The sequence below is a fragment of the Falsiroseomonas sp. E2-1-a4 genome (assembly GCF_051433165.1).
Taxonomy (GTDB): Bacteria; Pseudomonadota; Alphaproteobacteria; order Acetobacterales; family Acetobacteraceae; genus Falsiroseomonas.
The window spans coordinates 53,384-78,107 of record NZ_JBHMFS010000008.1 but is presented as its reverse complement, the minus strand read 5'-3'; the positions used below and the strand labels follow the sequence as shown (position 1 = coordinate 78,107).

Here is a 24,724-nt window from a genome sequence, read left to right as displayed (position 1 = left end):
ATGCATCCGTGGGAGGCGTCCTACCCGCCGGAATGCCGCTGGGACACGCCGATCCCACGCGGCACGCTGCCGGCCTTGCTGGACGACGTGGCCTCGCGGTTTGGCGACAAGCCCGCGCTGGAATATCGCGGCCATGTGCTGAGCTACACGCAGATGCGGGCGCTGTCGGATCGCATCGCGGCTGGGCTTATGGCGCGCGGTATCGGCAAAGGTGATTGCATCGCGCTGTACCTGCCGAACACACCCTGGCATCCGTTGTGTTTCTTCGCGGCGCTGCGGACGGGCGCGCGGGTGGTGCATTTCTCGGCGCTGGATGCGAAGCGGGAGCTTGCGCATAAGGCGCATGATGCCGGTGCGACGCTGCTGATCACCACGGGCTTCGCCGCCATGCTCAGCAATGCGGAATGGCTGCGCGCGGAAGGCGCGGTGCGGGACGTGCTGCTGGCGCCGGAGGCGCGCTGGGGCGGCGAGGATGCGACCTGCGAATTCGCAACCCTGCCAGAAGCGGAGCCGCCTGCTGACTGGCCCGCGCTGTCGCCGGACGACCTGGCGCTGCTGCAATACACCGGCGGCACCACCGGCACGCCCAAGGGCGCGATGCTGACGCATGGCAACATGACCTCGGCCGTCGCCATCTACCGGACCTGGCGCGACCACACGGACCTGCCGGAAGGCACGGCGCGCGTGCTGGTGCTGCTGCCGCTGTTCCACATCTTCGCCCTCACCGCCGTGCTGCTGCGGCAATTGGCGCAGGGCGCACTGTGCCATCTGCGGGTGCGCTTCGATGCGGCCCGGTGGGTGGAGGATGTGGAGCGGCTCCGCATTACCACCTTCTCCGGCGTGCCGACCATGTGGATTGGCATTTCGGGCGTGCCCGGCATCGAACAGCGCGACCTGTCCAGCCTGCGCCAATGCAGCTCCGGCGGCGCGCCGATGCCGCATGAGGTGCAGCAACGTGTCGAGCGCATCCTGAAGCTGCGCGTCGGCGGTGGCTGGGGCATGACGGAGACCTGCCCGGCCGGCACGCGCATTCCGCCGCATGGCCCGACCCGCGCCGGCATCATCGGCCTGCCGCTGCCGGGCATTGAAATGCGGATTGTCGCCTTCGATGCGCCGGCGCAGGCCATGCCGGTGGGCGAGATCGGGGAGATCGCGATCCGCGGCCCCAACGTCTTCTCCGGCTACTGGAACCGCCCCAATGACAACGGTACGGCCTTCGCCGATGGCTGGTTCCTGACTGGCGACACCGGCTGGATGGACGCGCAGGGCTATTTCACCCTGGTCGATCGTCGCAAGAACATGATCCTGTCCGGCGGCTTCAACGTCTATCCGGCGGCCATCGAGCAGGCCATCTACGAACATCCGGCGGTCGCCGAATGCGTGGTGATCGGTGTGCCGGATGAATATCGCGGCCAGGCGGCCAAGGCGTTTTGCGCGTTGAAGCCGGGTGCGAACCCCTTCACGCTGGAGGAACTGCGCGCATTTTTGGCGGACCGCGTAGGCAAGCACGAAATGCCCGCCGCGCTGGAATTCCGGGACGGCCTGCCACGCAGTGCGGCGGGCAAGTTGCTGGCAAGTGCCCTGCGCGACGAAGAAGCGGCCAAGGCCTAGGAGACGACAGATGGACCTCCGCTACACCCCCGACGAAATCGCCTTCCGCGACGAGTTGCGCAAATTCTTCCGGAGCGAGATCCCCCTCTCGATCCGCCGCAAGGTCAGCGAGGGCCGGGCCCTGGCGCGCGAAGACTACGTGACCAGCCAGCGCATCCTGCATGCCCGCAACCTCGCCACGCCGAATTGGCCGGTGGCATGGGGCGGGCAGGATTGGACACCGGTGCAGCGCTACATCTATGTCGAGGAATTGCAGGCCGCCGCCGTGCCCCAGCCGCTTGGCTTCAACGTCAACATGGTCGGCCCCGTCATCGCCACCTTCGGGTCGGAGGCGCATAAGCAGCGCTTCCTGCCCTCCACCGCCAACCTGGATATCTGGTGGGCGCAGGGCTTCTCCGAACCCGGCGCCGGGTCCGACCTCGCCTCGCTGAAGACCACGGCGCGGCGCGAGGGTGACGAGTTCATCGTCAATGGCCAGAAGACCTGGACCACGCTCGGCCAGTACGCCGACTGGATCTTCTGCCTGGTCCGCACGGACTCCACCGTGAAGAAGCAGGCCGGCATTTCCTTCATCCTGATCGACATGAAGACCCCCGGCATCACGCTCCGCCCCATCATCACCATCGATGGCGGGCATGAGGTGAATGAGGTGTTCTTCGACGAGGTGCGCGTCCCCGCCGAGAACCTGGTTGGCGAGCTCAACAAGGGCTGGGACTACGCGAAATTCCTGCTGTCGAATGAGCGTATCGGCATCGCCCGCATCGGCATGACCAAGGAACGCCTGGCCCGCGTGAAGCGCCTGGCGCAGGAGACGCCGGCGGGGGAGGGGATGGTCTGGGACGACCCGGATTTCCGCCGCCGCCTCGCCTGGTCCGAGATCGAGCTGAAGGCGCTGGAGATCACGCAGATGCGTGTGGTGGCCGCGCAGCGCGGCCGGGCCAGCGACAAGCCGGACCCGTCCTCCTCCATCCTCAAGATCAAGGGCAGCGAGATCCAGCAGGCCTCGACGCAATTGCTGGTGGATGTCGCCGGCCCCTACGCCATGCCGCGCCCGGATCGCGACGAGGAAGGGCTGAACCTGCCGAGCATCGGTCCGGATTGGGCGGACGCGGCGGCGCCGCTGTTCTTCAACTACCGCAAGGTCTCGATCTACGGCGGCTCCAACGAGATCCAGCGCAACATCATCGCCAAAGCGTTTCTGGGGCTCTGACGGCACATGAACTTTGACCTCACCGACGAGCAGCGCATGCTCTCCGACAGCATCCGCCGTCTTGTCTCGGATGCCTACGACGACTTCGAGAAGCGCAAGACCTACCGCGCCGAGCCTCGCGGCTATGCCGAAGCCAATTGGCAGAAATTCGCTGAGATGGGCCTGCTCGGCCTACCCTTCTCGGAAGAAGACGGCGGCTTCGGCGGCGGGCCGGTCGAGACCATGCTGGTCTGCGAGCAGTTCGGTCGCGGCCTGGTGGTGGAACCCTACCTCGCCACCGTCGTGCTCGGCGGCGGCCTGCTGAAGCGCGCCGGCAGCGCCGCGCAACGCGCCGAACTGATTCCCGCAATCGCGGAGGGCACGCTGACGCTCGCCTTCGCGCATCAGGAACGCCAGGCGCGGCACGACCTGCATGATGTCGCCACCACGGCGACGCGCAGCGCGGATGGCTATGTGCTGAACGGTGCCAAGGGCGTGGTGCTGCATGGCGACAGCGCGGACCGCCTGATCGTCTCCGCCCGCACCGGCGGCGCGCGCCGCGACCGGGACGGCATCAGCCTGTTCCGGTTGGACCCCGCCACCACCGGCGTCACGCGCCGCGGCTACGCCACGCAGGACGGGCTGCGCGCGGCGGAGGTGGTGCTGGAGAATGTGTCGGTCCCCGCCAACGCCCTGCTCGGCCCGGAAGGCGCTGCCCTGCCGCTGATCGAACAGGTGGTGGACGAGGCCCAGGCCGCGATCTGCGCCGAGGCGCTGGGTGCCATGGACGTGCTGCGCGACCTGACGGTGGACTACCTCAAGCAGCGCACCCAGTTCGGCCAGGCCATCGGCAATTTCCAGGCGCTGCAGCACCGCGCGGCGGATATGCTGGTCGCCACCGAACAGGCGCGCAGCATGGCGATGTATGCCGCGATGATGGTGCAGGAAGCCGATCCCACCGCCCGCCGCACGGCGCTGTCCGCCGCCAAGGCGCTTGTCGCGAAGAATGCCGATCTGCTCGGCAAGGATGCTATCCAGCTGCATGGCGGCATCGCGGTGACGGAGGAATACAAGGCCGGCCACTACTTCAAGCGCCTGACCATGCTGGCCGGGCTGTTCGGCGATGTGGACCACCATCTGCGCGTCGTCGTCGCCGCCGGCGGGTTGCCGGAAGCCGCCTGAACCCAACCGATGCATGAGCGGGCCGTTCCGCTCGTAACCATGCCCTTGGCGCAAGCCGATTGGCGGCGCATGAAGTGGGAATGAACCAACGCGCAAACGCTGCCGCTCGTTGCGCGCGCCGCCGTGGTGCGCGAGGGCATTTCGTGATCCTTAACCCGCTCGGCCCCAGCCTGCGCGGCGGCGTGGTCGGACGCGCCCGCCCGCGAATGCTGCGCAGCCCGGAGGGTCCCGCGAAGATGCGTGGCGCGTGAGCGCGATTGGGAACGAGCCGCCGCTGCCCGACAATTTCGGACGCTACCAGCCGATCGAGGAGCTCGGCGCTGGCGCCATGGGCAAGGTCTATCTGGCGGTGGACCCGCTGATTGACCGCATGGTGGCTGTGAAGGTCATCAACATGGAACAGGCGGGGCCGGACGGGCGCGCCGAGTTCCTGGAGCGTTTCCGCACCGAGGTCCGCGCCGCCGCCCAATGCGCGCACCCGTCCATCGTCAGCGTCTATGATTTTGCCGATGACGGGCCGGCACCCTACATCGTCATGGAATTCGTCCCGGGCGACACGCTGTCCACGCTGATGCGCCGGCCGCAACAGGAACGTGCGGCGGCGGTGCCCGACCTGATCGGCGTCCTGCTGCAGGTGCTGGATGCACTGGCGGCCGCGCATGCCGTGGGCGTCATCCACCGGGACATCAAGCCAGGCAACATCATGGTGACGCCGCGCGGTGCGGTGAAGATCGCCGATTTCGGTATCGCCCGCCTGGGCGACTCGACCATGACCATGGTGGGCGGCATGGTGGGATCACCCAGCTACATGTCTCCCGAACAGGCGCTTGGCTTGGAGGTGGATCATCGCGCCGACCTCTTTTCGGTCGCCGCGGTGCTGTATCAGATCCTGCTCGGCCGCCCGCCCTTCGCCGGATCCGGCGTGACGGATACCCTGGTGCGGCTGGCCGGGCCGGAACCCGCTGGCCTGGGCCCGCTCGAGGGCACGGCCATGGGCCAGGTGCTGCGGCGCGGCCTGGCGAAGGATGCGGCCCAGCGCTTCGCCTCCGCGACCGAATTCGCCGATGCGCTCCGCCTCGCCCTCCCGGCGCACGCTGCGCGCATCCTGCCGATGCCCGGCTTCCGGCTTCCCGCGCCGCTTGCTGCGCGGCTGACGGAGGAGCTTGCTGCCCTTGTCGGCCCGCGCGCGGAGGACATCCTGCGCAACGCGGCGGAGAAAGCGCAGGATTTGCCTGATGTGGTCGGCCGGATGTGTGCGCAACTCGCGCCCGAGGATGTCGCGCGGCTGCGGGCCAGGCTGGCCGCGCCGAACTGATCCGCGCCTTGCGGATCTCCGCCGTGGCGCATCTTGCGATGTGCCGGGTGACACAGCCTGGCTCGAGTGGGCTCTACCGCCTCCCCGCCAATTGCCGGTTCTCCAGCCGCGACAGAAACCGCACGCAGGGCCACAACAGCAGGAAGTAGATCACCGCCGCCACCAGGATGGGCGTGGCGTTGTAGGTGATGCTCTGCGCCTGCCGCGCCTGGTACAGCAGCTCCGGCACCGCGACGACGCTCGCGATGGAGGTCAGCTTCACCACTTCCAGCGTGTTGCTGATGAGGTCCGGCAGCACGTTCCGGACCGCCTGCGGCAGCACCACGAAGATCCACACCTGCCAGCGCTTCAGGCCCAGCGCGCGCGCCGCTTCCGGCTGCCCGCGCGGCACGCTCTCGATGCCCGCGCGCAGGATCTCAGCGTAGTAGGCGCCGGTATTCAGCAGGAAGGCGAGTGCCACGGAGCCCCAGGCGCCGAGGTCGATGCCGCCAAACGGCAGCGCGGCGTAGAGAAAGATCAGCAGCACCAGCGGCGGGATGGCGCGGAAGAAATCGGTGAAGGCGATCAGCGGCCAGCGCACCCAGCGCGATTTTCGCGTGGCCAGCACCGCCAGCAGCATCCCCATCATCATGCCGAGCGGCACCGTCATCAGCGCCAGCAGCATGGTCTGCACCAGCCCGATCCACAGCAGGTGGGAGGAGGCGAGGGCGATCTCGGCGTTGAGGAAGGCCTGGACGAAGTCGTTCATCGGCGCCACGCGAATTTGGTCTCGATCCAGCGCCCGGCGATCACCACGGGGATGAAGAGGACAATGTAGGCCAGCGCGCCAAGCGTCAGCGGCGTCGGGTTGCCCGAGAACGCCATGCCCGACTGCGCCGCGCCCAAAATTTCAGAGACCGCGACAACGCTGCCCAGCGCCGTGCCCTTGGTGATGGCGATGGTGCGGTTGACCAGCGGCGGGATGGCGATGCGCACGGCCTGCGGCAGCACGATCAGCCGCAGCGTGGGCAGGAAATGCAGCCCCATGGCGCGCCCTGCTTCCCACTGCCCCTTCGGCACGGCGGAGATGCCGGCCCAGAAGATCTCCTCGGCGAAGGCCATCAGCACCAGGGTCAGCGACAGCCAAGTGGCCCAGAAGCCGGACATGGCGAGGCCCGCGGCCGGCAGGCCGAAATAGATCAGCACGATGATGACCAGCGGCGGCAGCGCGCGGAACACATCGACGATGAAGATGATGCCCCAGTTCAGCGGTCGCACGCCGAAGGCGCGCAGCACCGCCAGCGCCAGGCCGAGCACCAGCCCGCTGACGATGACGAGCATCGCCAGCAGGATGGTCACCCCCAACCCCGCCAGGATCTGCGGCGCATATTCCGCCGCGACCTCGGGGTTGAGGAAGTTGAAGGCGAATGCCTCCCAGCCCGTCATGGAACCAGGCTCAGCAACGCGGCTCGCGCGGCGTGGCGTCGTAGCCGGCCAGGCCCGGCACGCCGGTGCCCGGGAACACGGTGTTCTCCGCATCATCCGCCGTCGGCGCCGTGCCGAACCACTGCTGCGACAGGCGCGCGATGGTGCCGTCCCGCTTCATGCATTCCAGCGCATTCTCAAGCTGTACGCGCATCTCCGTCGCGTTGATCGGCAGCGGCGCGGACCAATGCGCGCGGGTGTCCGTCATCACGAAGTCGGCGACGAACTGCGGCGTGCGCGTCGCGGCGTAGCGCACCACGGTGTTGCCGCCGAGATTGGCGTAGGCGCGGCCGGAGATCACCGCCTGCACAGCGTCGGTCTGCGTGTCGTAGGTCTGCACGGTGAAGCCGTAGCGCTGCGCGTTGGCCGCGGCCCAGGCGTCATAGGCGCTGCCCTTGTTCACGCTGATCGCCTTGCCGCGCAGATCGTCCATGCTGGTGATGGGCGCGTTGCCGCGGCGGATGCCGAACTGGAAGGCGGTGTAGAGGTAGCCCTCGGTGAACAGCATGTTCGCCGCGCGCGCCGCCGTCGCGGTGGTCGGCGCGCAGAGGAAATCATAGCGCCCGGCATTCATCGCCGGGATCAGGCCGGAGAAGCTGGCGCTGTCGATGGTCAGCTCGCGCCCCATGCGCTTTGCCGCTTCACGGAACAGGTCGATGTTGAAGCCCTGCACGCCGCCCTGAAGGGTGGGGAAGGCGTGCGGCGCGAAGGTGCCGTCCACGGCGCAGCGCAGCGGCGGCTGGCCCTGGGCCTGCGCGGCGGGGGCGATTGCAGCGGATGTGGTGAAGGCCATGCCGAAAAGGCATGCGGCAAACAGGCGGCGCATGGTGAAGCTCCCAGGTTGTTCGGTGTCTCCCGGTCGCACGATCCCATCGCAGGGGATTCGGCGCAACCGCCGCGACGGTGCTGGTGCTGCAAAGAATGGCAATCATGGATGGAACGTCATGTTTGCAGCTGCGCTTGCCTCAATATTGCCGCGCCCGCGTCGCGTGGCCGCCAAGCGGGCCACGTAGATACCGGCAGGTCAGCACTGATAGTCGGAACCCCCTCCCATGCCCCGTTTCGCGCTTCTGCTGGTCGGTCTCGGCCTGATCGCCATCCTGGCGACCGTTGTCCTCGTGCTGGGCGATGCGACCCTGCCGGGGCGCGTGCCGCTGATGGCGGCGGCCTGGCTGGCCGGCCTGGGCGGCCTTTCGCTCGTCGTCGGGCTGTGGCTGCTGGAGCCGACGGCCCGCGGTCAGCCCTTCTCGGGGTAGAGCGCGCGCAGCCCGGCCTCGGAGGCCGCGCAGCGGCCGCGTTCCGTGATCAGCCCGGTCACCAGCCGGGCCGGGGTCACGTCGAAGGCCGGGTTCGCGGCGGCGCTGCCCTCGGCGGCCACGCGGATCGTCTCGATCCGGCCATCGGCGGTGCGTCCGGTCATGTCGGTGACCTCGGCGCCACTGCGCTCCTCGATCGGGATCTCGGCGATGCCGTCACCCACGGTCATGTCCAGCGTGGAATGCGGCAGGGCGACCCAGAAGGGCACGCCATTGTCCCGCGCCGCCAGCGCCTTCAGATAGGTGCCGATCTTGTTGGCGACGTCGCCATGGCGCGTCACGCGGTCCGTGCCGACGATCACCAAATCCACCTGGCCATGCTGCATCAGATGGCCGCCGGCATTGTCGGCGATGATGGTGTGCGGGACGCCGTGCTTGCCGAGTTCCCAGGCTGTGAGTGCGGCGCCCTGATTGCGCGGGCGGGTCTCATCCACCCAGACATGCACCGGCAGTCCGGCATCATGCGCCATGTAGATCGGCGCCAGCGCGGTGCCCCAATCCACCGTCGCGATCCAGCCGGCGTTGCAATGGGTCAGCACATTCACCCGGTCCCGTCCCTGGGCCGCGGCCTCGATCAGCGGCAGGCCGTGTTCGCCGATGCGGCGGCAGGTCTCGGCATCATCGTCGCAGATCGCCGCGGCCTCGGCATAGGCGGCCGCCACACGGTCCCCGGCGGGCAAATTATGCAGGGCGGCGCGCATCCGGGCCAGCGCCCAGCGCAGGTTGATGGCGGTGGGGCGCGTCTCGCCCAGTTCGGCCACCACCCGCTCCAGATTTTCGGTCGAGGCGTCCTGCCGCAGTGCCAGTGCCACGCCATAGGCGGCGACGGCACCGATCAGCGGCGCGCCGCGCACCTGCATGGACCGGATGGCCTGCGCCACCTGGCCCGGCTCCGTCAGCCGCAGGATGTCGAGCGACCAGGGCAGTTTCGTCTGGTCGAAGATGCGGATGGACCAGCCATCGGAAGGCTCGACCCAGACGCTGCGATAGGGAATGCCGTCAATCTTCATCGGGTTCTCAGATGCGCTGGTGCAACGCGCAGACCAGGGTGAACAGCCGCCGCGCGGTTTCGAAATTGATCTCGACCTTGCCGGCCAGGCGCTCCGTCAGCAGCTCCGCGCCTTCGTTGTGCAGGCCGCGCCGGCCCATGTCGATCGCCTGGATGCGGGCCTCGGACCCGCCTTCGGCCACAGCCTTCTCATGGCTCTCGACCACCATGTGGTAGTCCTTGATCAGCCGGCGGAACGGGCCGAGTGCCAGCACCAGGGCGTGCAGCGGCGCATCCGTGGCGTCGCGGATTTCCAGCATCAGCCGGCCGTCCCGCACCGCGATGCCCAGGCCGAAGGGGCCGGCGCCGAGGCCTGCCGGGCGGAAGCGGTTGCCGGCCAGCAGATCCTCCACCGCCTGGCGGCGATCCGCCTCGGCATAGGGGCTGGGCAGCAGCGCATGGCCGTCCGGCAGGTCGATGCGGACCAGGTCACGCTCCGGCGCGGTGACGATCCTGTCAGGCATGATCGGTGCGCGGCGGTCCGGGCGGCGCCTCGGCCTGCGGCTCGAAGCCGAGCCGCGCCATCCAGCCCACCGTGCCGCCCTTGATCGGCCGCAGCAGCAGGATGCAGGCGATGGTGAAGGCCGGCAGCCAGACCGCCATGTGCAGCCACATCGGCGGCATCCAGGCCCGCTCGACCCAGAAGACGGGCGGAAGCAGGATGTGGCCTGCGATGAAGATGGTGATGTAGGGCGGCAGATCGTCGGCCCGCAGCGAGCCGAGCGGCGCGTGGCAGACTTCGCATTCATCGACCACCCGCAGGTAGCCGCGAAAGACCTTGCCCTCGCCGCAGACCGGGCAGCGGTTACGCATGCCGCGGCGGATGACGGTCCAGGCCGAGACCGGAGAGGCGTTGCTGTCAGAATCTGCCGAGCGGGTAGGCTCCCAGCGTGTCATGTGGCGTTCCTTCCGGCCTTGTCGCGACCCGGGGAGGAAAGTCCCCGGCTCGCGCGGCCGTTGTGCGGTGCAATATGTCGTGTCGGCGGCGCCCGATCAAGCTTTCGCTTGCCAAGCCTGCCCTTGCGCGCGCCTCGGCCGACGCCGATCCTGCCCAACGCGCACCGTGCCGCGGGGGTTCGGGCGGGACGGAGGAGGATGTGCGATGGCCGACCGGATCCTGGTGATCAACCCGAACAGCAGCCGAAGCTGCACCCAGGGCATCGACGTGGCGCTGGCCCGCTTCCGCGCCCCAGGCCTGCCGCGGATCGAGGTGACGCAGCTCGACTCCGGCCCGCCCGCCATCGTCACCTGGCGTGACTGGTTCGGCGTGGCGGAGCCGCTGTGCCAGCTGGTGGAGCGTGAGGCGGCCTCGGCCTATGTCATCGCCTGCGTCTCCGACCCCGGGGTGGATGCGATCCGCACCGTCACCCGCGCGCCGGTCTTCGGCCCGTTGCGTAGCGCCGTGGCCGCGGCGCTGGCGCGTGCGGACCGCTTCGGCATCATCGCCTTCGGCGACCCATCCCTGCCGCGCCAGCGCCGGGCCTTGCAGGCGATGGGCGTAGAAAGCCGGCTGCTTGGCCATATTCCACTGAATCTGCCGATGGAGGTGCTGACCGACCCGGCAGCGCCCCGCGCCGCCCTGGTCGCCGCCGGCCGCCGCATCGCGGAAATGGGGGCGGAGGCGGTGATCCTGGGCTGCGCCGGCATGGCATTCCACCGCGCCGCGGTGGAGGAGGCCTGCGGCATCCCGGTGATCGAGCCCTGCCAGGCAGCGGTGGCGCTGGCCCTGCAGGCGGTGGTCGCGGCCCGCCCGGCCCAGTCGGAAGCCCAGGCAGCCCAGGCGGCCGAATAGCCTACCGCGTCGTGTTCACCGGGTCTGGCGCGGCTGCGGCCGCAATTGGCCGGCTTGCCGGGCCCGCTCGGCCTCGGCCCGCGCCGCCTCCCGACGCAGGCGCTGCGTGCGGGTCAGCGGAGTGCCGTCCGGGTTGGTGGCGGAGGACAGATCCTGCCGCATGTCCCAGGTCTGCCCATGCACGGCACCCGAATTCGGCCCGCCGATCGGCGCGCTCTGCGCCATCGCCAGGCCTGGCGCCACTGCCAGGGCCAGCACCATCGGAAAAACCATCGACCGCATCTTCGCACCCCTTCTGCTCATGGGATGGGAAGTTAGCGCAGTTTAGCGACGTCGCACGAATCTCAAGAAAGCGTCGTGAGTAGCCCAGCGAACAAACGCGCCCGCGGTACCAGGCTGCCGACCGCGATATGCTCGTTCAGCGTATGCGCCATCGCACCCGCCACGCCGAGGCCATCCAGGGTCGGGATGCCCATCGCGCCGGTGAAATTGCCATCCGAGCCGCCGCCGGAGGATTGCGGCGGAATGGCAAAGCCGAGCTTGCCGGCCAAGCCGTTCGCCACCTCATAAAGCGCCTTGGTGCCGGCATCCGCCTCCCACACCGGGCGGGTCACGCCGCGGGTCACGGTCAGGGTCACATCCGGCGCGCTGGATTGCAGGGCCAGCATGCGGGCCACGCCGGCATCCAGATCCTCCTGCCGCTTGGCCATGGACAGGACCTCGGCATCGCAATGCGTCGCCACGCAATTCACCCACTGCCCGCCATGAATGACGCCGGCGGAGAAGGTGCAGTCCTCCGTCGTCATCGCCTCGATCGCCAGCACCTGGCGGCACATCTCGCGGATGGCGGAGCGGCCTTCGCTCAGGCGCACGCCGGCATGGCTCGGCCGGCCGGTGGTGCGCAGGTTGAAGCGGGCGATGGCGTAGCGGCCGGTCACCACGCCGCCATCCGGCCGCGCCGGTTCGGGCACCAACACATAGCGTGCACGTCGCGCCTCGGCCTCGATCAGGTCGCGGGTGGAAGGGCTGCCAACCTCCTCATCCGAGGTCAGCAGGAAGGTGACGGGCAGCGGGGTCGCCAGGCCGGCGCGCAACACCTGGCGCATTGCCTCCAGCGCCAGGAAGGTGCCGCCCTTCATGTCCTGGATGCCGGGGCCGTAGCAGTTGCCACCATCCCGCCTCCAGGGCAGGCTCGCCAGCGTGCCCACGGGATGCACCGTATCCAGATGCGCCAGCACCAGGATGCCGGGCGCCGTGTCGCCCGCCGGATGCGGGAAGCGGGCACGGATGCAGTCGCCGAAGCCCATGCGGCCGGCGATGCGCTCCACCCGCGCGCCGGCCAGGGCCAGGTCGCGTCCGGCCAGGTCCATCATCCGGCCGACCGCGGCGGCGTCGAAGGTCGGGCTTTCGCACTCCACCCAGGGCCGCAGCCCCTCCAGCATCGCCTCCGCGTCGAAGGGCAGGTCGAGCTGCGGCTCGCGGTGCGTCGCGGGGGCGGAATCGGCCATGTTTGGTCTCCCTGAAAGGCCGGAGCCTGCGGGCAGGGCGGGCCGAAAGGCAAGACGTGGCGGCGCGGCGCAGGGCTGGTAGTGTGGGGGGGATGAGTGACACGCCCCAGGCTCCCCAAAGCGCAAATCCCCCACCCGGATCCCCGCTGGCCCCCCCGCGCCCGCGCATCGTGCCGCAGGCCGGCCAGGCGGCCTGGCGGGCCGCGGATCTTCGCACCTCCGACTGGATGATTCCGGTTGGTGCCGAGGATCTGGCGGAGCTGGAACAGGCGCTGACCGCGCTTGGCGGCCGCGCGCCGCAATCGGCGGCGGAAGCACCGCTGCCGCATCTCGGCGCGGTGCTGCGCGGCGCGGCGACCCGCCTCGACACCGGCCGCGGCTTCGTGCTGCTGCGCGGCCTGACGCTCGAACGGCTGGGGGAGGCGCTGGCGGAGCCGCTGCTGGCGGCACTCGGCGCGCATCTCGGCCGCCCGCTGCCCGGGCCGGCCGGCGCGGTGCAGCGCCAGGCGAGCGCGGCCGGCGGGGCGCTGCGCTGGCGCTTCCACGCGGATGCGGCGGATGTCGTGGCGCTGCTGATCATGCGCCAGCCGCCGGATGTGGACCCGGCCATGCTGGTCGCCGCCGCCAGCGTGCACAATGAGATGATGAAGCGCGACCGCGCGGCGCTGGAATTGCTGTATCGGCCCATGCCGCATGCGACACCGACGGGCAGCGTGATCGACCTGCCGGTGTTCAGCACTGCCTCGGGCGCCTTTGTCGGCCGCTATGCGCGCGATTCGATCGATGCCGCGCAGCGCGTGCCGCAGACGCCGCGCCTGACCGGGCCGCAGATGCAGGCGCTGGACCTGCTCGACAGCCTGTGCGCGGAGCCGGGCCTGGCGCTGCGGATGGATGTGCGACCGGGCGACGTGCTGCTGTTCAACCCGCTGCAGGTCTGGAAGCGCCGCGCGGAGAGCCTGGCCGAATCCCTCGCCGAGCCCGCGCCGCCGGAGGCCGCTTCCGGCTCCGAGGTCGCCATCGAGGCGGAGGCGCCACCCGCCATGCCCGCCCCCGGCAAGCGGGAGGCGCTGCGCCTGCTGCTGCTGACCGAATCCTCCCGTGCCTTGCCGGAAGGGCTGCTGGCGCTGGTCGGCGCGCCGGAGGGGCCGGACGCCACCATGGTGGGGGGCTGAGGCCATGCGGATCCTGGTGGCGAATGCCAATACGACCGAGGCGATCACCCAGGCCTGCGTCGCAGCCGCTCGCGCGGCCGCCGCGCCCGGCACCGAGATCATCGGCGCGACGCCGGCCTTCGGCCCGGCGGTGATCTCGACCCGGGCGGAAAACGCCATCGCCGCCCACGCCCTGCTGGCCACGCTGGCGGAACATGCCGGCGCGGTGGAGGCGGTGGTGCTCGCGGTCAGCCACGACACGGCGCTGGATGCAGCGCGGCAGATGATGCCCTGCCCGGTGCTCGGCATGACGGAGGCCGCCTGCCTGACCGCCTGCCTGCTGGGCGGCAGTTTTGGCGTGCTGACGCTCGGCCAGGCGCGGCCCTATGAGGAGCTGGTGGCGCGGCACGGGCTGACGGCGCGCTGCGCCGAGGTGGTGGGCCTGCCGCTGACCCCGCAGCAGGCGATCGCGGAGCCGGAGGCCGCAGCGGCGCAGGTGCTGGCGGCAGCGGAGGCGATGGCGGCGCGCTGTGATTCGGTGGTGCTGGGCGGCGCCGCGCTGGCCGGGATGGCGGCGGGTCTACAGGCGCGGTCGCCGGTGCCCCTGCTGGATGGCATCGCCTGCGCCGTGACCCTTGCGGAGGCGATGGTTCGGATGCGCCTGCCGAAGCCGCGCACCGGCAGCTACGCCGCGCCGCAGGGGCGGGAGGCGATCGGGCTGAGCCGGGCCCTGGCCGCGCTGCTGCGCGGCTGAAACTCCCGCCGGGTCGGGACGTTGCCGCTCCGACACGGAGGGTGCAGCGATGCGATTGGGCGGTGGGCGCGAAAGCGGCAATGTCGAGGATCGCCGCGGCAGGCGGGTCGGGCGCGGCGGGATCGCCATCGGCGGCGGTTTCGGCGGCGTGGTGCTCGTGGTGCTGGCGCTGCTGTTCGGTGTCGATCCCAGTGTGATCCTCTCCGGCATGGACCCGGCGCCGCAATCCCAGACCCAGACGCGCCAGGGTGCGCCGGCGCAGGATGAGGGTGCGCGCTTCGTGCGCCGCGTGCTCGCCGAAACCGAGGATGTCTGGACGCCGCTTTTTGCCGAGAATGGCCGCCGCTACCAGGCGCCGACGCTGGTGCTGTTCAGCGGCGCCGTGCAATCCGCCTGCGGCGTGGCGCAGGCGACCGTCGGGCCATTCTACTGCCCGGGTGACAGTCAGGTGTATATCGACCTCGACTTCCTGGCCGATCTGCAGCGCCGGCTGGGCGCGCCGGGCGACTTCGCCGCGGCCTATGTGATTGCGCATGAGGTCGGCCACCACGTGCAGAACCAGCTCGGCCTGCTCGGCCGGGCGCGGCCTGGCGACAATGCGATGCTGGTACGGGTGGAATTGCAGGCGGACTGCCTGGCCGGCTTGTGGGCGCGCCGCGCGCATGATGCGCGGCAGATCCTGGAGGACGGCGACATCGAGGAAGGTCTCGCCGCCGCCGCCGCCGTGGGCGACGACCGGCTGCAGCGCCGCGGCGGCGGCCAGGTGGTGCCGGAGAGCTTCACCCATGGCACCTCCGCCCAGCGCGTGCGCTGGTTCCGCACCGGGCTGCAGGCCGGTACGCTGCAGGCCTGCGACACCTTTGGCGCGCGACAGCTTTAATCTAGACTGCGGCCATGCCGAACATCGCCGTCGCCCGCCTCTGGTTCGAGGGTAACTCCTTCTCTCCCACCCCGACCGAGGCGGACGCCCTGCGGTCCCGCGAATGGGTCAGCGGTGCGGAGGCGCTGGTGCGCTATGCCGGCACCGGCACGGAACTTGGCGGGCTGGCGCGGTTCGTGGAAGCGCGGCCCGACTGGCGGGCGACGATATTGCGCTGCACCTCCGCCCAACCCGGCGGCCCGCTGACCCGCGCCGCCTTCGAGGGCTGGCTGGACGAAGTGCTGCATGGGCTGCGGGAAGGCGCGCCGTGGGATGGCGTGTACCTGTCCCTGCACGGCGCCTGCGTGGCCGAAAATGTGCCGGCGGCGGATCTGCACATCATCCAGCAGGTGCGCGGCGTGATCGGCACGACGCCGCTGACCGCCAGCTTCGATTTCCACGGCAACATGGCGCCGGAACTCGCAACCCTCCTGGACGGCGCCAGCGTCTATCGCACCTATCCGCATCTCGACATGGATGCGACGGCGCTGCGGGCACTGACGATGCTGGAGCGGCGCATGGATGGCACGCGCCTGTATGGCGCCATCGAAAAACTGCCGCGCGTGCTGCATTCCTTCCACATGCGCTCCGAGGCCGGGCCGATGGCGGAAGTGTGGGCGGAGGCAGCGGCGCTGGAGGATGACGTGGTGCTGGAGGCCGCGCCCTTCGGCGGCTTCTCCTGGGGCGACACGCCCTTCGCCGGCCCCTCCGGCATGGCCTGGGCCACTACGGCGGAAGCTGCAACGCGCGCCGCGAAGGCCGTGATCGGCGCCATCGAAACCCGCCTGCCGCGCTTCGACGTAACCCTGCCGGGGCCGCGGGCGGCGTTGGCCACGGCGCTCTCCGCGCCGCCCGGCCTGGTGGCGCTGCTGGACCCGGCCGATAACCCGCTTTCGGGCGGTGTCGCCGACAGCCCTGGCCTGCTGCGTGCGCTGGTGGAGGCCGCGCCCGGCGTGCCGACCGTCTTCGCCTTCCTGCACGACCCGGACAGCGTCGCCGCGGCCCGGGCGGCGGGGCAGGGGGCGGAGGCGCGCTTCACGCTCGGCGGCCGCACCACGGCGGATTTCGGCCCGCCCGTTGCCGTCACCGCGACGGTGGAACGACTGACCGAGGGGCGCTTCACCAATGAGGGTCCGATGGAGCGCGGCGCGCCGGTGGATCTCGGCCCGACCGCCGTGCTGGTTGTGGGCGACTGGCTCCGCATCATCATCACCAGCCGAAAGGAGGCGGCGGTGGACCCGGCCTTCTTCGCGCTGCACGGCATCGACCTGACGGAGACGCGCCTGCTGGCGAACAAGGCGAAGAACCATTTCCGCGCCGCCTTCGCCGGACGCTGCGCCGCGATCGTGGAATGCGACTGCCCCGGCCCGGCCGCGCTGGATCTGGCGGCACTGCCCTTCCGCCACGTCCCGGCCGCCTGGCGAAGCTGAGGCAGAATTCTCGTTAACTGAGCGACTTGACCGCCCGAATCGCAACGTGAGATGAACATTCACGCAGTTGCGAGGATGGCAGGATGCTGAAGGTCGCGTTTTCCCGCAGCAGCGACTGGGGCCACGGCTTTGTCGGCCAGGTCTTGCTGGACACCGACCGCGCCCTGGCCGGCTGGCAGCTCGGCTTCGACGCCGGTTTCGTCATCGACAACATCTGGGGCGCCGAGATCGTCAGCCAGGCGGATGGGCGGGTGCTGCTGCGGAACGCCCCCTGGAATGCCAATGTGCCCGCTGGCGGCCGCGCCGAGATCGGCTTCACCGCCACACCCGGCGGCAGCGTGCCCGACCCCTCCGCCTGGCTGCTGCACGCGCCGGGCCTGGGGGAGCCTCCGGTCCCTGTGGAGCCTCCGGTTCCTGTGGAGCCTCCGGTTCCGGTGGCGCCACCGGGCATCGACATCGCCGGCGTCACGGTCCTGGAATCCGATGGCGTCGCGCGGTTCCGCATCAGCCTGACCCATGCCGCCACCGCCCCCGTCACGGTGAGCTATGCGACCGAAGCCGGCACGGCGCGGGCCGGCACCGATTTCCTGGCGGCGACCGGCAGCGTCACCTTCGCCCCCGGGGAGACCACCCGGCTGGTCGCAATCGGCCTGGTCGATGATGTCGTCCCGGAAGGCACCGAAACCTTCGCCCTGCGCCTGACCGGCGCCACCGGCGGCACGCTGGGCACGGAGGTGGCGGTGGCCACGGTGCTGAACGATGACGGGCCGCGCATCCACATCGCCGATGCCAGTGTTGTGGAGCGCAATGGTGGCCAGGCCAACCTGACCTTCACCGTGACCCTGTCCGAGGCCTCCACCAGGGCCGTGCTGGTACGTTTCGCCACCGCCGATGGCACCGCGGTGGCAGGCGAGGACTACCTCGCCCGCAGCGGCACGCTGCGTTTCAACCCCGGCGAGACCAGCCGCGACATCGTGGTGAAGGTGCTGGGCGACCGGGTGATCGAGTCGGATGAGACGGTGCTGCTGCGCCTGTCCCACGCCGTGCGCGGCACGCTGGCGGATGATGAGGCCCTGGGCATCATCGTCAACGATGATCTACCGCGGCTGATGACCGCAGATGCCATGACGATCACGGAAGGCGACCCCGGCCCCGGGCCGATGCAGGGCGCCCTGTCCACCTCGGGACGGGAGATCGTGGACGCGACCGGTGCCGCGGTCCGCATCGCCGCGGTCAACTGGTTCGGGCTGGAGACCACGACCTTTGCCCCGCACGGGCTGCATGTGCGGAACTGGCGCGAGATGATGGAGCAGATGGCAGAACTGGGCTTCAACGCCATCCGCCTGCCCTTCTCCGCCGAGGCGATCCAGAAGGGCGGCACGCCGAACGGCATCGATTTCCACCTGAACCCGGACCTCGCCGGGCTGTCGCCGATCCAGATCATGGACCGGATCGTGGAACATGCCGGGCAGATCGGCCTGCGGATCATCCTGGATCACCATCGCAGCAGCGCCGGCAACGGCCCGAACGGCAATGGCCTTTGGTATGAGGGCGAATTCACCACCGTGCGCTGGGTGAAGATGTGGGAGGATCTGGCGACGCGCTACGCCGGCAACCCCACCGTGATCGGCGCCGATCTGCACAACGAACCGCATGGCGCCAACTGGAAATCCTGGGCCATGGCGGCCGAGATCGCCGGCAATGCGGTGCTGGCCCGGAACCCGGATTGGCTGATCCTGGTGGAAGGCGTCGGCCAGCATTATGGCGAATACTACTGGTGGGGCGGAAATCTCGCCGGGGCGCGGGACCGGCCGATCCTGCTGAACCAGCCGGACAAGCTGGTCTATTCGCCGCATGACTACCCGAATTCGGTCTACCCGCAGCCGTTCTTCTATACCGCCGATTTTCCGAACAACCTGCCGGCCCTGTTCGACCGCATGTGGGGCTATCTGTGGCGGGAGGGGACGGCACCCGTGCTGGTCGGCGAGATGGGCTCCCGCCTCACGGACCCGCGCGACCGTGCCTGGATGGAAAAGATCACCGCCTACCTTGCCGGCGATACCAATGCCGATGGCGTGCAGGATGTGCCCGGCGCCGGCGTGTCCTACGCCTGGTGGTCATGGAACCCCAATTCGGGCGATACCGGCGGCATCCTGGCGGATGACTGGCGCAGCGTGAACCTCGACAAGCTCGCGGCGCTGGCGCCGATCCTGCCCGAGGCCGCGCAGGCGCCGCACCAGGCGGTGTTCACCGTGAGCCTGACGGCGCCCGGGGTGGCGCCGGTTTCGGTGGATTGGCAGACCATGCCCGGCACGGCGGATGAGACGGATTATGTCGCCGCCTCCGGCACGCTGGTCTTCGCGCCGGGCGAGACCAGCAAGACCGTCGCCATCACGTTGCGACCGGACCATGTGCCAGAGGGCACGGAGTGGTTCCGCCTGATGCTGTCGGCGCCGGATGGGGCAACCATCGCCGATGGCAACGGCATCGCCCGTATCCTCGATGACGATTGGGTGGTCTGAACCGCGATCCGGGAAAAACCCATTTCCGCGATTCAGCGGCGGAAACTACTTCGCCGCCCTGCCGCTACCATAGCTATTCCCGGCATGCGCGCACCACGACTTGCAAGACGGCCGTTTTTTCGCGACTTCTACATCGCCTCCCCTGAGGCGGCCGGCCCAGAGTCGCGCGCGGAAATGGGGGAGGGAGGGGTCCCGGCGTATGCGCTTCCTGCGTCTCTATCTACGGGTGCTCCAGCTTCTTGGGCCGGATCGCTGGATTGCCTACGGCCTGGGCTTTGCCGCCCTGGCGCTGGCCGGGCTGAGTTTCCTGGAGCCGGTGCTGTTCGGCCGGGTGATCGACCTGCTGTCGCGCTCCGACCGCATGAGCAGCGCCAGCCTTTGGACGGAGGCGCTGGCCCTGCTGGTGCTGTGGGCGGCGGTCGGGCTTTCGGCGATCGGCGCCAATGTGGCCGTCGCGCTGCTCTCGGACCGCATGGCGCATCGCAACCGGCTGACCATCATGGCGCGGTATTTCGAGCATGTGCTGTCGCTGCCCCTATCCTTCCACGGCGATACGCAGTCCGGCCGGCTGATGAAGGTGATGCTGGTGGGGTCGGACAATCTGTTCGGTCTGTGGCTGTCCTTCTTCCGCGAACACCTGACCACCTTCATCGCCGCCCTGGTGCTGCTGCCGCTGACGCTGGTGATGAACTGGCGGCTCGGCCTGCTGCTGATCGCGCTGGTCGTGCTGTTCGCGCTGGTCTCCGCCTGGGTGATCCAGAAGACGGAGGAAGCGCAGGGCCACGTGGAGAACCTGCAGAGCAGCCTAGCCGGCAATGCACAGGATGCTCTGTCCAATGTGATGGTGGTGCAGTCCTTCTCCCGCCTGGCGTCGGAGGCGCGGCTGTTCGGCGACATCGTGCGCCAGGTGCTGGACCACCAGTTCCCGGTCCTGAACTGGTGGGCGGTGGTGTCCGTGCTGACGCGCGCGGCGTCGACCATCACCGTCATCGCCATCTTCGTCCTTGGCACTGTGCTGCATGTGCAGGGCGAGGCCACCGTGGGGGAGATCGTGTCCTTCATGGGCTTCGCCACGCTGCTGATCGGGCGGCTGGAGGGTGCGGTGGGCTTCGTCTCCCGCATGGTGTTCCAGATGCCGTCGCTGGAGGAATTCTTCGCGGTGCTGGATGCAAGGTCCTCGGTGCCGGAGAAGCCCGATGCGCTGAACGTGCCGCGCGCTGACGGCGCGGTGCGGTTCGAGAATGTCGGCTTCGCCTATCCCGGCGGCCCGCCCATCCTGCGGGATGTGGAGCTGGATGCACCGGCTGGCCGCACCATCGCGCTGGTCGGCCAGACGGGGGCCGGCAAATCCACCGCCATGGCGCTGCTGCAGCGCATGTGGGACCCATCGGAGGGACGCATCCTTCTGGACGGACACGACCTGCGCGACCTGTCCCTGGATAGCTTGCGCCGCAACATTGGCGTGGTGTTCCAGGAGAGCATGCTGTTCAACCGCACCATCCGCGCCAACCTGCTGATCGGCCGCCCCGACGCGACACAGGAGGATCTGGAGCGCTGCTGCCGGATGGCGGAGGCGCACGACTTCATCATAGCCAAGGCGCAGGGCTACGACACGATGATCGGCGAGCGCGGCACCTCGCTCTCCGGCGGCCAGCGCCAGCGTCTCGCGATCGCCCGCGCGCTGCTGAAGGACCCGCCGGTGCTGATCCTGGACGAGGCGACCAGCGCGCTGGATACGGCAACGGAAGCCCGGGTGCAGCGCGCGCTGCGGGCGCTGATGGCCAACCGCACCACCTTCGTCATCGCCCACCGCCTGTCCACCGTGCGGGATGCGGAGGAGATCCTGGTCTTCGAACAAGGTCGCGTGATGGAACGCGGCAGCTTCGCCGGGCTGGTGGCACTGGGTGGGCGCTTCGCGGAGCTGGTGCGGACGCAGTTGACCGGGGAAAGCACGCCCGCCTGAAATTGCGGCGCTGCACAATGGCTGCGTGCAGCGCACTCCATCCCCCGCACGCAATGCTTGCCGCGAAGCTGTCCTGCCTGTCACCATCCCTGCCTCGGCAGGACGGCTTCGGCCGCGCCTTCCGCAATGGGAGGACAATGACCATGACCATCGCCATCATCCTGAAGCGCAAGGGCACGGAGGTGATCTCGGTGTCCGCGCAGGATACAGTCGGCCAGGTCGCGCAGATTCTCGCGCAGCATCGCATCGGTGCCGCGCTGGTGCGCGATGGCGGCGAGGATGTGCTGGGCATCGTCAGCGAACGCGACCTGGTGCGCGCCATCGGCGCCCATGGTGCGGAAGCGGTCATGATGCCGGCGGCGCAATTGATGACCCGCGCGCTGCACACCGTCACGCCCCGCACCCGCATCGCGGAGGCGCTGGAGCTGATGACGGATCGGCGCGTTCGCCACTTGCCGGTGCTGGAGGAGGATGGCAGCCTCGCCGGCATGGTCTCGATCGGTGATCTCGTGAAGGCGCGGATCGAGGAAGCGGTGCATGAGGCCGAGGAATTGCGGCACTACGTCGAAAGCGCGGGGTGACACGAATGCGGCTCGGGGTTCTGACGACCATCTTCGCGGCGGCCAGCACGGCAGCCTTCGCCCAGAACCTCACGGTCGCAACGGGGGCCCCGCCCACATCCGTCGATCCGCATTTCTACAACGCGGCACCGAATTTCGCGCTGTCCATGCACATCTTCGACCGGCTGGTGGAACGCGATGCGGAGGTGAAGACCTATCCCGGCCTAGCCGAATCCTGGAACGCGATTTCGCCCACCGTGTGGGAGTTCAAGCTGCGCCGCGGCGTCACCTGGCATGACGGCACGCCCTTCACGGCGGAGGATGTGGCGTTTTCCATCGCGCGTCCGCCGACCGTGCCGAACACGCCGGCCAGCTTCGCCCCCTTCGTGCGCGCCATCCAGCGCACGGAGATCATCGATTCCCACACCGTGCGTTTCCACACCGCGGCGCCGCATCCGCTGCTGCCGGTGGAACTCGGCTCCATCGCCATGGTCGCGAAACATGCGGTGGAGGGCCGCGGGACGGAGGATTTCAACGCCGGCCGCGCCGCCATCGGCACCGGGCCCTACCGCATCACCAATTCCATCCCCGGCAACCGTTTCGAGCTGGCGCGGAACGAGTCCTGGTTCGGCCCGCGCCAACCCTGGGAACGTGTGACCTATCGCGTCGTGGCGAATGATACCGCGCGGGTTTCCGCGCTGCTCGCCGGCGATGTGGATCTGATCGATCAGGTGCCCTCGACCGACCTTGCACGCCTGCGCCGCGACAGCCGCGTTTCCGTCGCGGAGGTCCAGGGCCTGCGCCTGATCTTCATCGCCTTCGACCGCTCGCGCCGCGGCAATCTGCCGCAGGTCACGGATAATGACGGCCGGCCGATGGAGGTGAACCCCTTCGACGATGTGCGGGTGCGCCGCGCGCTGACCATCTCGGTGAACCGGGAGGCGCTGGTGGACCGGGTGATGGAGGGTGCGGCCGCGCCCGCCGGCCAATGGATGCCGCCGGGCACCACCACCCATGCGCCGGAGGTCCCGGTGCCGGAATTCGACCCGGACGGCGCGCGCCGCCTGCTGGCGGAGGCCGGCTATCCGGACGGCTTCCGGATCACCCTGTTCACGCCGAATGACCGCTACCCGAATGACGCCCGCACCGCCCAGGCGGTGGCGCAGATGTGGGCGCGAATCGGGGTCCGCACGGCGGTGGAGGCGCTGCCCTGGACCAGCTACTCCGCCCGGTCCGCGCGCCAGGAATTCCCCATCCGCCTGGCCGGCTGGGGCAGCAGCACCGGGGAGGCCGGCAGCTTCCTGATCAGCGTGCTTGGCACCTTCGACCGCGCGGCCCGGCGCGGCGCGGCCAATGCGGCGCGCTACGCCAATCCGGAGCTGGATTCGCTGACCGACCGCGCGGCGACGCTGCTGAAGCTGGAGGATCGCGCCGCGGTGCTGCGACAGGCCATCCGGCTGGCGACCGATGATGTGGCGATGGTGCCGCTCTACAACATCACCAATACCTGGGCGACCCGCCGAGGCCTGGTGCATGAGCCGCGAATGGATGAGCGCACGGTGGCCATGGGCACGCGTCCCGCCAACTGACCTCGCTTGATTCAGGTCAAGGACCCGCGCGCCGCCTGGGTGGAGACTGTCCTGGTCACAACGGCAGGGACCACATTGATGAACCACCAGCACCGCAAGGTTCTCCACGCGCTGTTCGCGCATCCGGTCAGCGCCAATATCGACCCGAAGCAGGCCTTCGCGGTGATGGAGGCGGTGGGCGCGGAAGTGACGACTGGTGGGCACGGCCAGGTGAAGGTCGCCCTGGCCGGCCACACGCACGGCTTCCACGACACGCGCCACAGCCTGTCGAAGGAGGAGGTGGTGGAGATGCGGAAATTCCTGACCACCGCCGGCATCGATCCGGCGCGCGACTACCCGCTTTAGGCTCAAGGGGGTTGCCCAGTCGGTCGATTGGGGGCGATGCTCGCGCCACGGAGAGCAACATCCGAGGGACAGCTTCACCATGATCGACCGCCGCCACCTCCTCGCCGCCACCGGCGCAGCCCTTGCCCTGCCTGCGCTGACGCGCGGCGCCTCGGCGCAGACGCGCTGGCAGATGGCCACGCCCTACGCCGACGGCAATTTCCACACCCGCAACATCCGCCAGATGGTGACGGATATCGAGGCCGCGACCAGCGGCCGCCTCTCCATCCAGCTGCATACCAATGGCGGCCTGCTGCCGATGCCGCAGATCAAGCGCGGCGTGCAGACCGGCCAGGTGCAGGCAGGCGAGATCCTGCTGACCGCCTATTCGAATGAGGACGTCTTCTTCGACGCGGATGCCATTCCGCAGCTCGTCACCAACTTCCCGCAGGCGAAGAAGCTGGCCGATCTGCAAAAGCCCTATATCGAGACGCGCTTCGCCCGCCAGGGCCTCAGCCTGCTGTATATGCTGCCCTGGCCGCCGGCCGGCCTCTATGCCCAGAACCCGATCCCGACCATCGAGGGTCTGCGTGGCCTGCGCTTCCGCACCTTCAGCCCGGCGACCAACCGCTTCGCCGCCCTGGTCGGCGCGCAGCCCACGCTGGTGCAGTCCGCCGAGCTGGCCCAGGCCTTCGCCACCGGCGTGGTGCAGGCGCAGATCACCTCCGCCGCCACCGGCGTGGACACCGCCGCCTGGGATTACGCGAAGGTCTTCACACCGCTCGGCTTCTCGATGACCAAGAACGCGGTGCTGGTGTCTCGCCGCGCGCTCGATGCGCTGTCCCCTGCCGACCAGGCCGCCGTCCGCACCGCCGCCGCGGCCGCCGAAACGCGTGGCTATGAATTGAGCGCGGAGGCGCAGCGCAGCACGGAGGCCACGCTCGGCCAGCGCGGCATGCAGGTGATTCCGCCGACCGAGGAATTCCTCGCCGGCCTGCGCCGCATCAGCGCCACCATGACCGATGAGTGGGTGGCCCGCGCCGGGGCCGATGGTGCCAAGCTGATCGCCGACTACCGCGCCTGATCT

The 24,724-nt window shown here is 69.5% G+C and carries 24 protein-coding genes; 16 read left to right on the top strand and 8 right to left on the bottom strand.

Annotated elements, in window-relative coordinates:
- The 4 genes from ACFHNC_RS10765 (at window position 1) to ACFHNC_RS10750 (ending at window position 5,297) form a co-directional block, all read left to right on the top strand.
- Entirely contained in the window at window positions 1-1,611 is a 1,611-nt protein-coding gene (locus ACFHNC_RS10765) for an AMP-binding protein (RefSeq protein WP_437169218.1), read from the top strand.
- 10 nt (window positions 1,612-1,621) lie between these two features.
- Window positions 1,622-2,821, top strand: coding sequence for an acyl-CoA dehydrogenase family protein (locus ACFHNC_RS10760; RefSeq protein WP_437169217.1), 1,200 nt, complete (start codon window positions 1,622-1,624; stop codon window positions 2,819-2,821).
- 6 nt (window positions 2,822-2,827) lie between these two features.
- A complete protein-coding gene (locus ACFHNC_RS10755; protein WP_437169216.1) occupies window positions 2,828-3,982 on the top strand; it encodes an acyl-CoA dehydrogenase family protein in 1,155 nt (384 codons plus the stop codon).
- A gap of 247 nt (window positions 3,983-4,229) precedes the next feature.
- Window positions 4,230-5,297 (top strand): serine/threonine-protein kinase, encoded by a 1,068-nt coding sequence (locus ACFHNC_RS10750; RefSeq protein ID WP_437169215.1) that lies wholly within the window; start codon window positions 4,230-4,232, stop codon window positions 5,295-5,297.
- A gap of 73 nt (window positions 5,298-5,370) precedes the next feature.
- Here ACFHNC_RS10750 and ACFHNC_RS10745 read toward each other — a convergent pair whose 3' ends face one another.
- The 3 genes from ACFHNC_RS10745 to ACFHNC_RS10735 are packed head-to-tail and all read right to left on the bottom strand — an operon-like array spanning window position 5,371 to window position 7,587.
- Window positions 5,371-6,045, bottom strand: a complete 675-nt coding sequence (locus tag ACFHNC_RS10745) for an amino acid ABC transporter permease (protein WP_437169214.1) — start codon at window positions 6,043-6,045, stop codon at window positions 5,371-5,373.
- A complete protein-coding gene (locus ACFHNC_RS10740) occupies window positions 6,042-6,722 on the bottom strand; it encodes an amino acid ABC transporter permease (RefSeq protein WP_437169213.1) in 681 nt (226 codons plus the stop codon). Before ACFHNC_RS10740 ends, ACFHNC_RS10745 begins: the two co-directional genes overlap by 4 nt.
- Before the next feature lie 10 nt (window positions 6,723-6,732).
- Window positions 6,733-7,587, bottom strand: a complete 855-nt coding sequence (locus ACFHNC_RS10735) for a transporter substrate-binding domain-containing protein (RefSeq protein ID WP_437169212.1) — start codon at window positions 7,585-7,587, stop codon at window positions 6,733-6,735.
- A gap of 226 nt (window positions 7,588-7,813) precedes the next feature.
- On the opposite strand from ACFHNC_RS10735, the gene ACFHNC_RS10730 reads away from it, so the two are divergent.
- Window positions 7,814-8,017 (top strand): hypothetical protein, encoded by a 204-nt coding sequence (locus ACFHNC_RS10730; protein ID WP_437169211.1) that lies wholly within the window; start codon window positions 7,814-7,816, stop codon window positions 8,015-8,017.
- Here the strand turns inward: ACFHNC_RS10730 and mtnA are convergent.
- From mtnA to ACFHNC_RS10715, 3 genes are read right to left on the bottom strand one after another with little or no spacing between them, the layout of a single operon-like run.
- Complete coding sequence (mtnA, locus tag ACFHNC_RS10725; protein WP_437169210.1) at window positions 7,999-9,087, bottom strand: S-methyl-5-thioribose-1-phosphate isomerase; 1,089 nt, start codon at window positions 9,085-9,087, stop codon at window positions 7,999-8,001. The two genes, ACFHNC_RS10730 and mtnA, sit on opposite strands and share 19 nt — an antisense overlap.
- Window positions 9,088-9,094: 7 nt before the next feature.
- Window positions 9,095-9,589 (bottom strand): UPF0262 family protein, encoded by a 495-nt coding sequence (locus ACFHNC_RS10720; RefSeq protein WP_437169209.1) that lies wholly within the window; start codon window positions 9,587-9,589, stop codon window positions 9,095-9,097.
- A complete protein-coding gene (locus ACFHNC_RS10715; RefSeq protein ID WP_437169208.1) occupies window positions 9,582-10,022 on the bottom strand; it encodes a DUF983 domain-containing protein in 441 nt (146 codons plus the stop codon). The genes ACFHNC_RS10720 and ACFHNC_RS10715 overlap by 8 nt, the downstream gene beginning before the upstream one ends.
- A gap of 205 nt (window positions 10,023-10,227) precedes the next feature.
- On the opposite strand from ACFHNC_RS10715, the gene ACFHNC_RS10710 reads away from it, so the two are divergent.
- Entirely contained in the window at window positions 10,228-10,917 is a 690-nt protein-coding gene (locus tag ACFHNC_RS10710; protein WP_437169207.1) for an aspartate/glutamate racemase family protein, read from the top strand.
- A gap of 15 nt (window positions 10,918-10,932) precedes the next feature.
- Here the strand turns inward: ACFHNC_RS10710 and ACFHNC_RS10705 are convergent, their stop codons facing one another.
- Both ACFHNC_RS10705 and ACFHNC_RS10700 read right to left on the bottom strand, forming a co-directional pair.
- On the bottom strand, window positions 10,933-11,190 hold the full coding sequence (locus ACFHNC_RS10705) for a hypothetical protein (protein WP_437169206.1): 258 nt from the start codon (window positions 11,188-11,190) through the stop codon (window positions 10,933-10,935).
- Window positions 11,191-11,261: 71 nt separating this feature from the next.
- Entirely contained in the window at window positions 11,262-12,425 is a 1,164-nt protein-coding gene (locus ACFHNC_RS10700) for a M20/M25/M40 family metallo-hydrolase (RefSeq protein WP_437169205.1), read from the bottom strand.
- Window positions 12,426-12,595: 170 nt separating this feature from the next.
- Between ACFHNC_RS10700 and ACFHNC_RS10695 the strand changes: the two genes are divergently transcribed.
- The 10 genes from ACFHNC_RS10695 to ACFHNC_RS10650 all read left to right on the top strand — a co-directional run bounded on the left by ACFHNC_RS10695 (window position 12,596) and on the right by ACFHNC_RS10650 (window position 24,721).
- The gene (locus ACFHNC_RS10695; protein WP_437169204.1) at window positions 12,596-13,597 is read left to right on the top strand and encodes a TauD/TfdA family dioxygenase; all 1,002 of its coding nucleotides are present in this window, start codon (window positions 12,596-12,598) and stop codon (window positions 13,595-13,597) included.
- A 4-nt stretch (window positions 13,598-13,601) separates the two neighbouring features.
- Window positions 13,602-14,330 (top strand): aspartate/glutamate racemase family protein, encoded by a 729-nt coding sequence (locus ACFHNC_RS10690; protein WP_437169203.1) that lies wholly within the window; start codon window positions 13,602-13,604, stop codon window positions 14,328-14,330.
- A gap of 49 nt (window positions 14,331-14,379) precedes the next feature.
- Window positions 14,380-15,210 (top strand): KPN_02809 family neutral zinc metallopeptidase, encoded by an 831-nt coding sequence (ypfJ, locus tag ACFHNC_RS10685; protein WP_437169202.1) that lies wholly within the window; start codon window positions 14,380-14,382, stop codon window positions 15,208-15,210.
- A 14-nt stretch (window positions 15,211-15,224) separates the two neighbouring features.
- A complete protein-coding gene (locus tag ACFHNC_RS10680; RefSeq protein ID WP_437169201.1) occupies window positions 15,225-16,679 on the top strand; it encodes a M81 family metallopeptidase in 1,455 nt (484 codons plus the stop codon).
- Between the two features lie 83 nt (window positions 16,680-16,762).
- Window positions 16,763-19,201: a Calx-beta domain-containing protein gene (locus tag ACFHNC_RS10675; RefSeq protein WP_437169200.1), complete on the top strand. Its 2,439-nt coding sequence runs from the start codon at window positions 16,763-16,765 to the stop codon at window positions 19,199-19,201.
- 199 nt (window positions 19,202-19,400) lie between these two features.
- Entirely contained in the window at window positions 19,401-21,164 is a 1,764-nt protein-coding gene (locus ACFHNC_RS10670; RefSeq protein WP_437169199.1) for a glucan ABC transporter ATP-binding protein/ permease, read from the top strand.
- Window positions 21,165-21,307: 143 nt separating this feature from the next.
- Entirely contained in the window at window positions 21,308-21,745 is a 438-nt protein-coding gene (locus tag ACFHNC_RS10665) for a CBS domain-containing protein (protein ID WP_437169198.1), read from the top strand.
- A gap of 5 nt (window positions 21,746-21,750) precedes the next feature.
- Window positions 21,751-23,313, top strand: a complete 1,563-nt coding sequence (locus ACFHNC_RS10660) for an ABC transporter substrate-binding protein (protein ID WP_437169197.1) — start codon at window positions 21,751-21,753, stop codon at window positions 23,311-23,313.
- Window positions 23,314-23,391: 78 nt separating this feature from the next.
- Window positions 23,392-23,658: a hypothetical protein gene (locus ACFHNC_RS10655; RefSeq protein WP_437169196.1), complete on the top strand. Its 267-nt coding sequence runs from the start codon at window positions 23,392-23,394 to the stop codon at window positions 23,656-23,658.
- A gap of 79 nt (window positions 23,659-23,737) precedes the next feature.
- Window positions 23,738-24,721, top strand: coding sequence for a TRAP transporter substrate-binding protein (locus ACFHNC_RS10650; protein ID WP_437169195.1), 984 nt, complete (start codon window positions 23,738-23,740; stop codon window positions 24,719-24,721).
- Window positions 24,722-24,724: the final 3 nt, after the last annotated feature.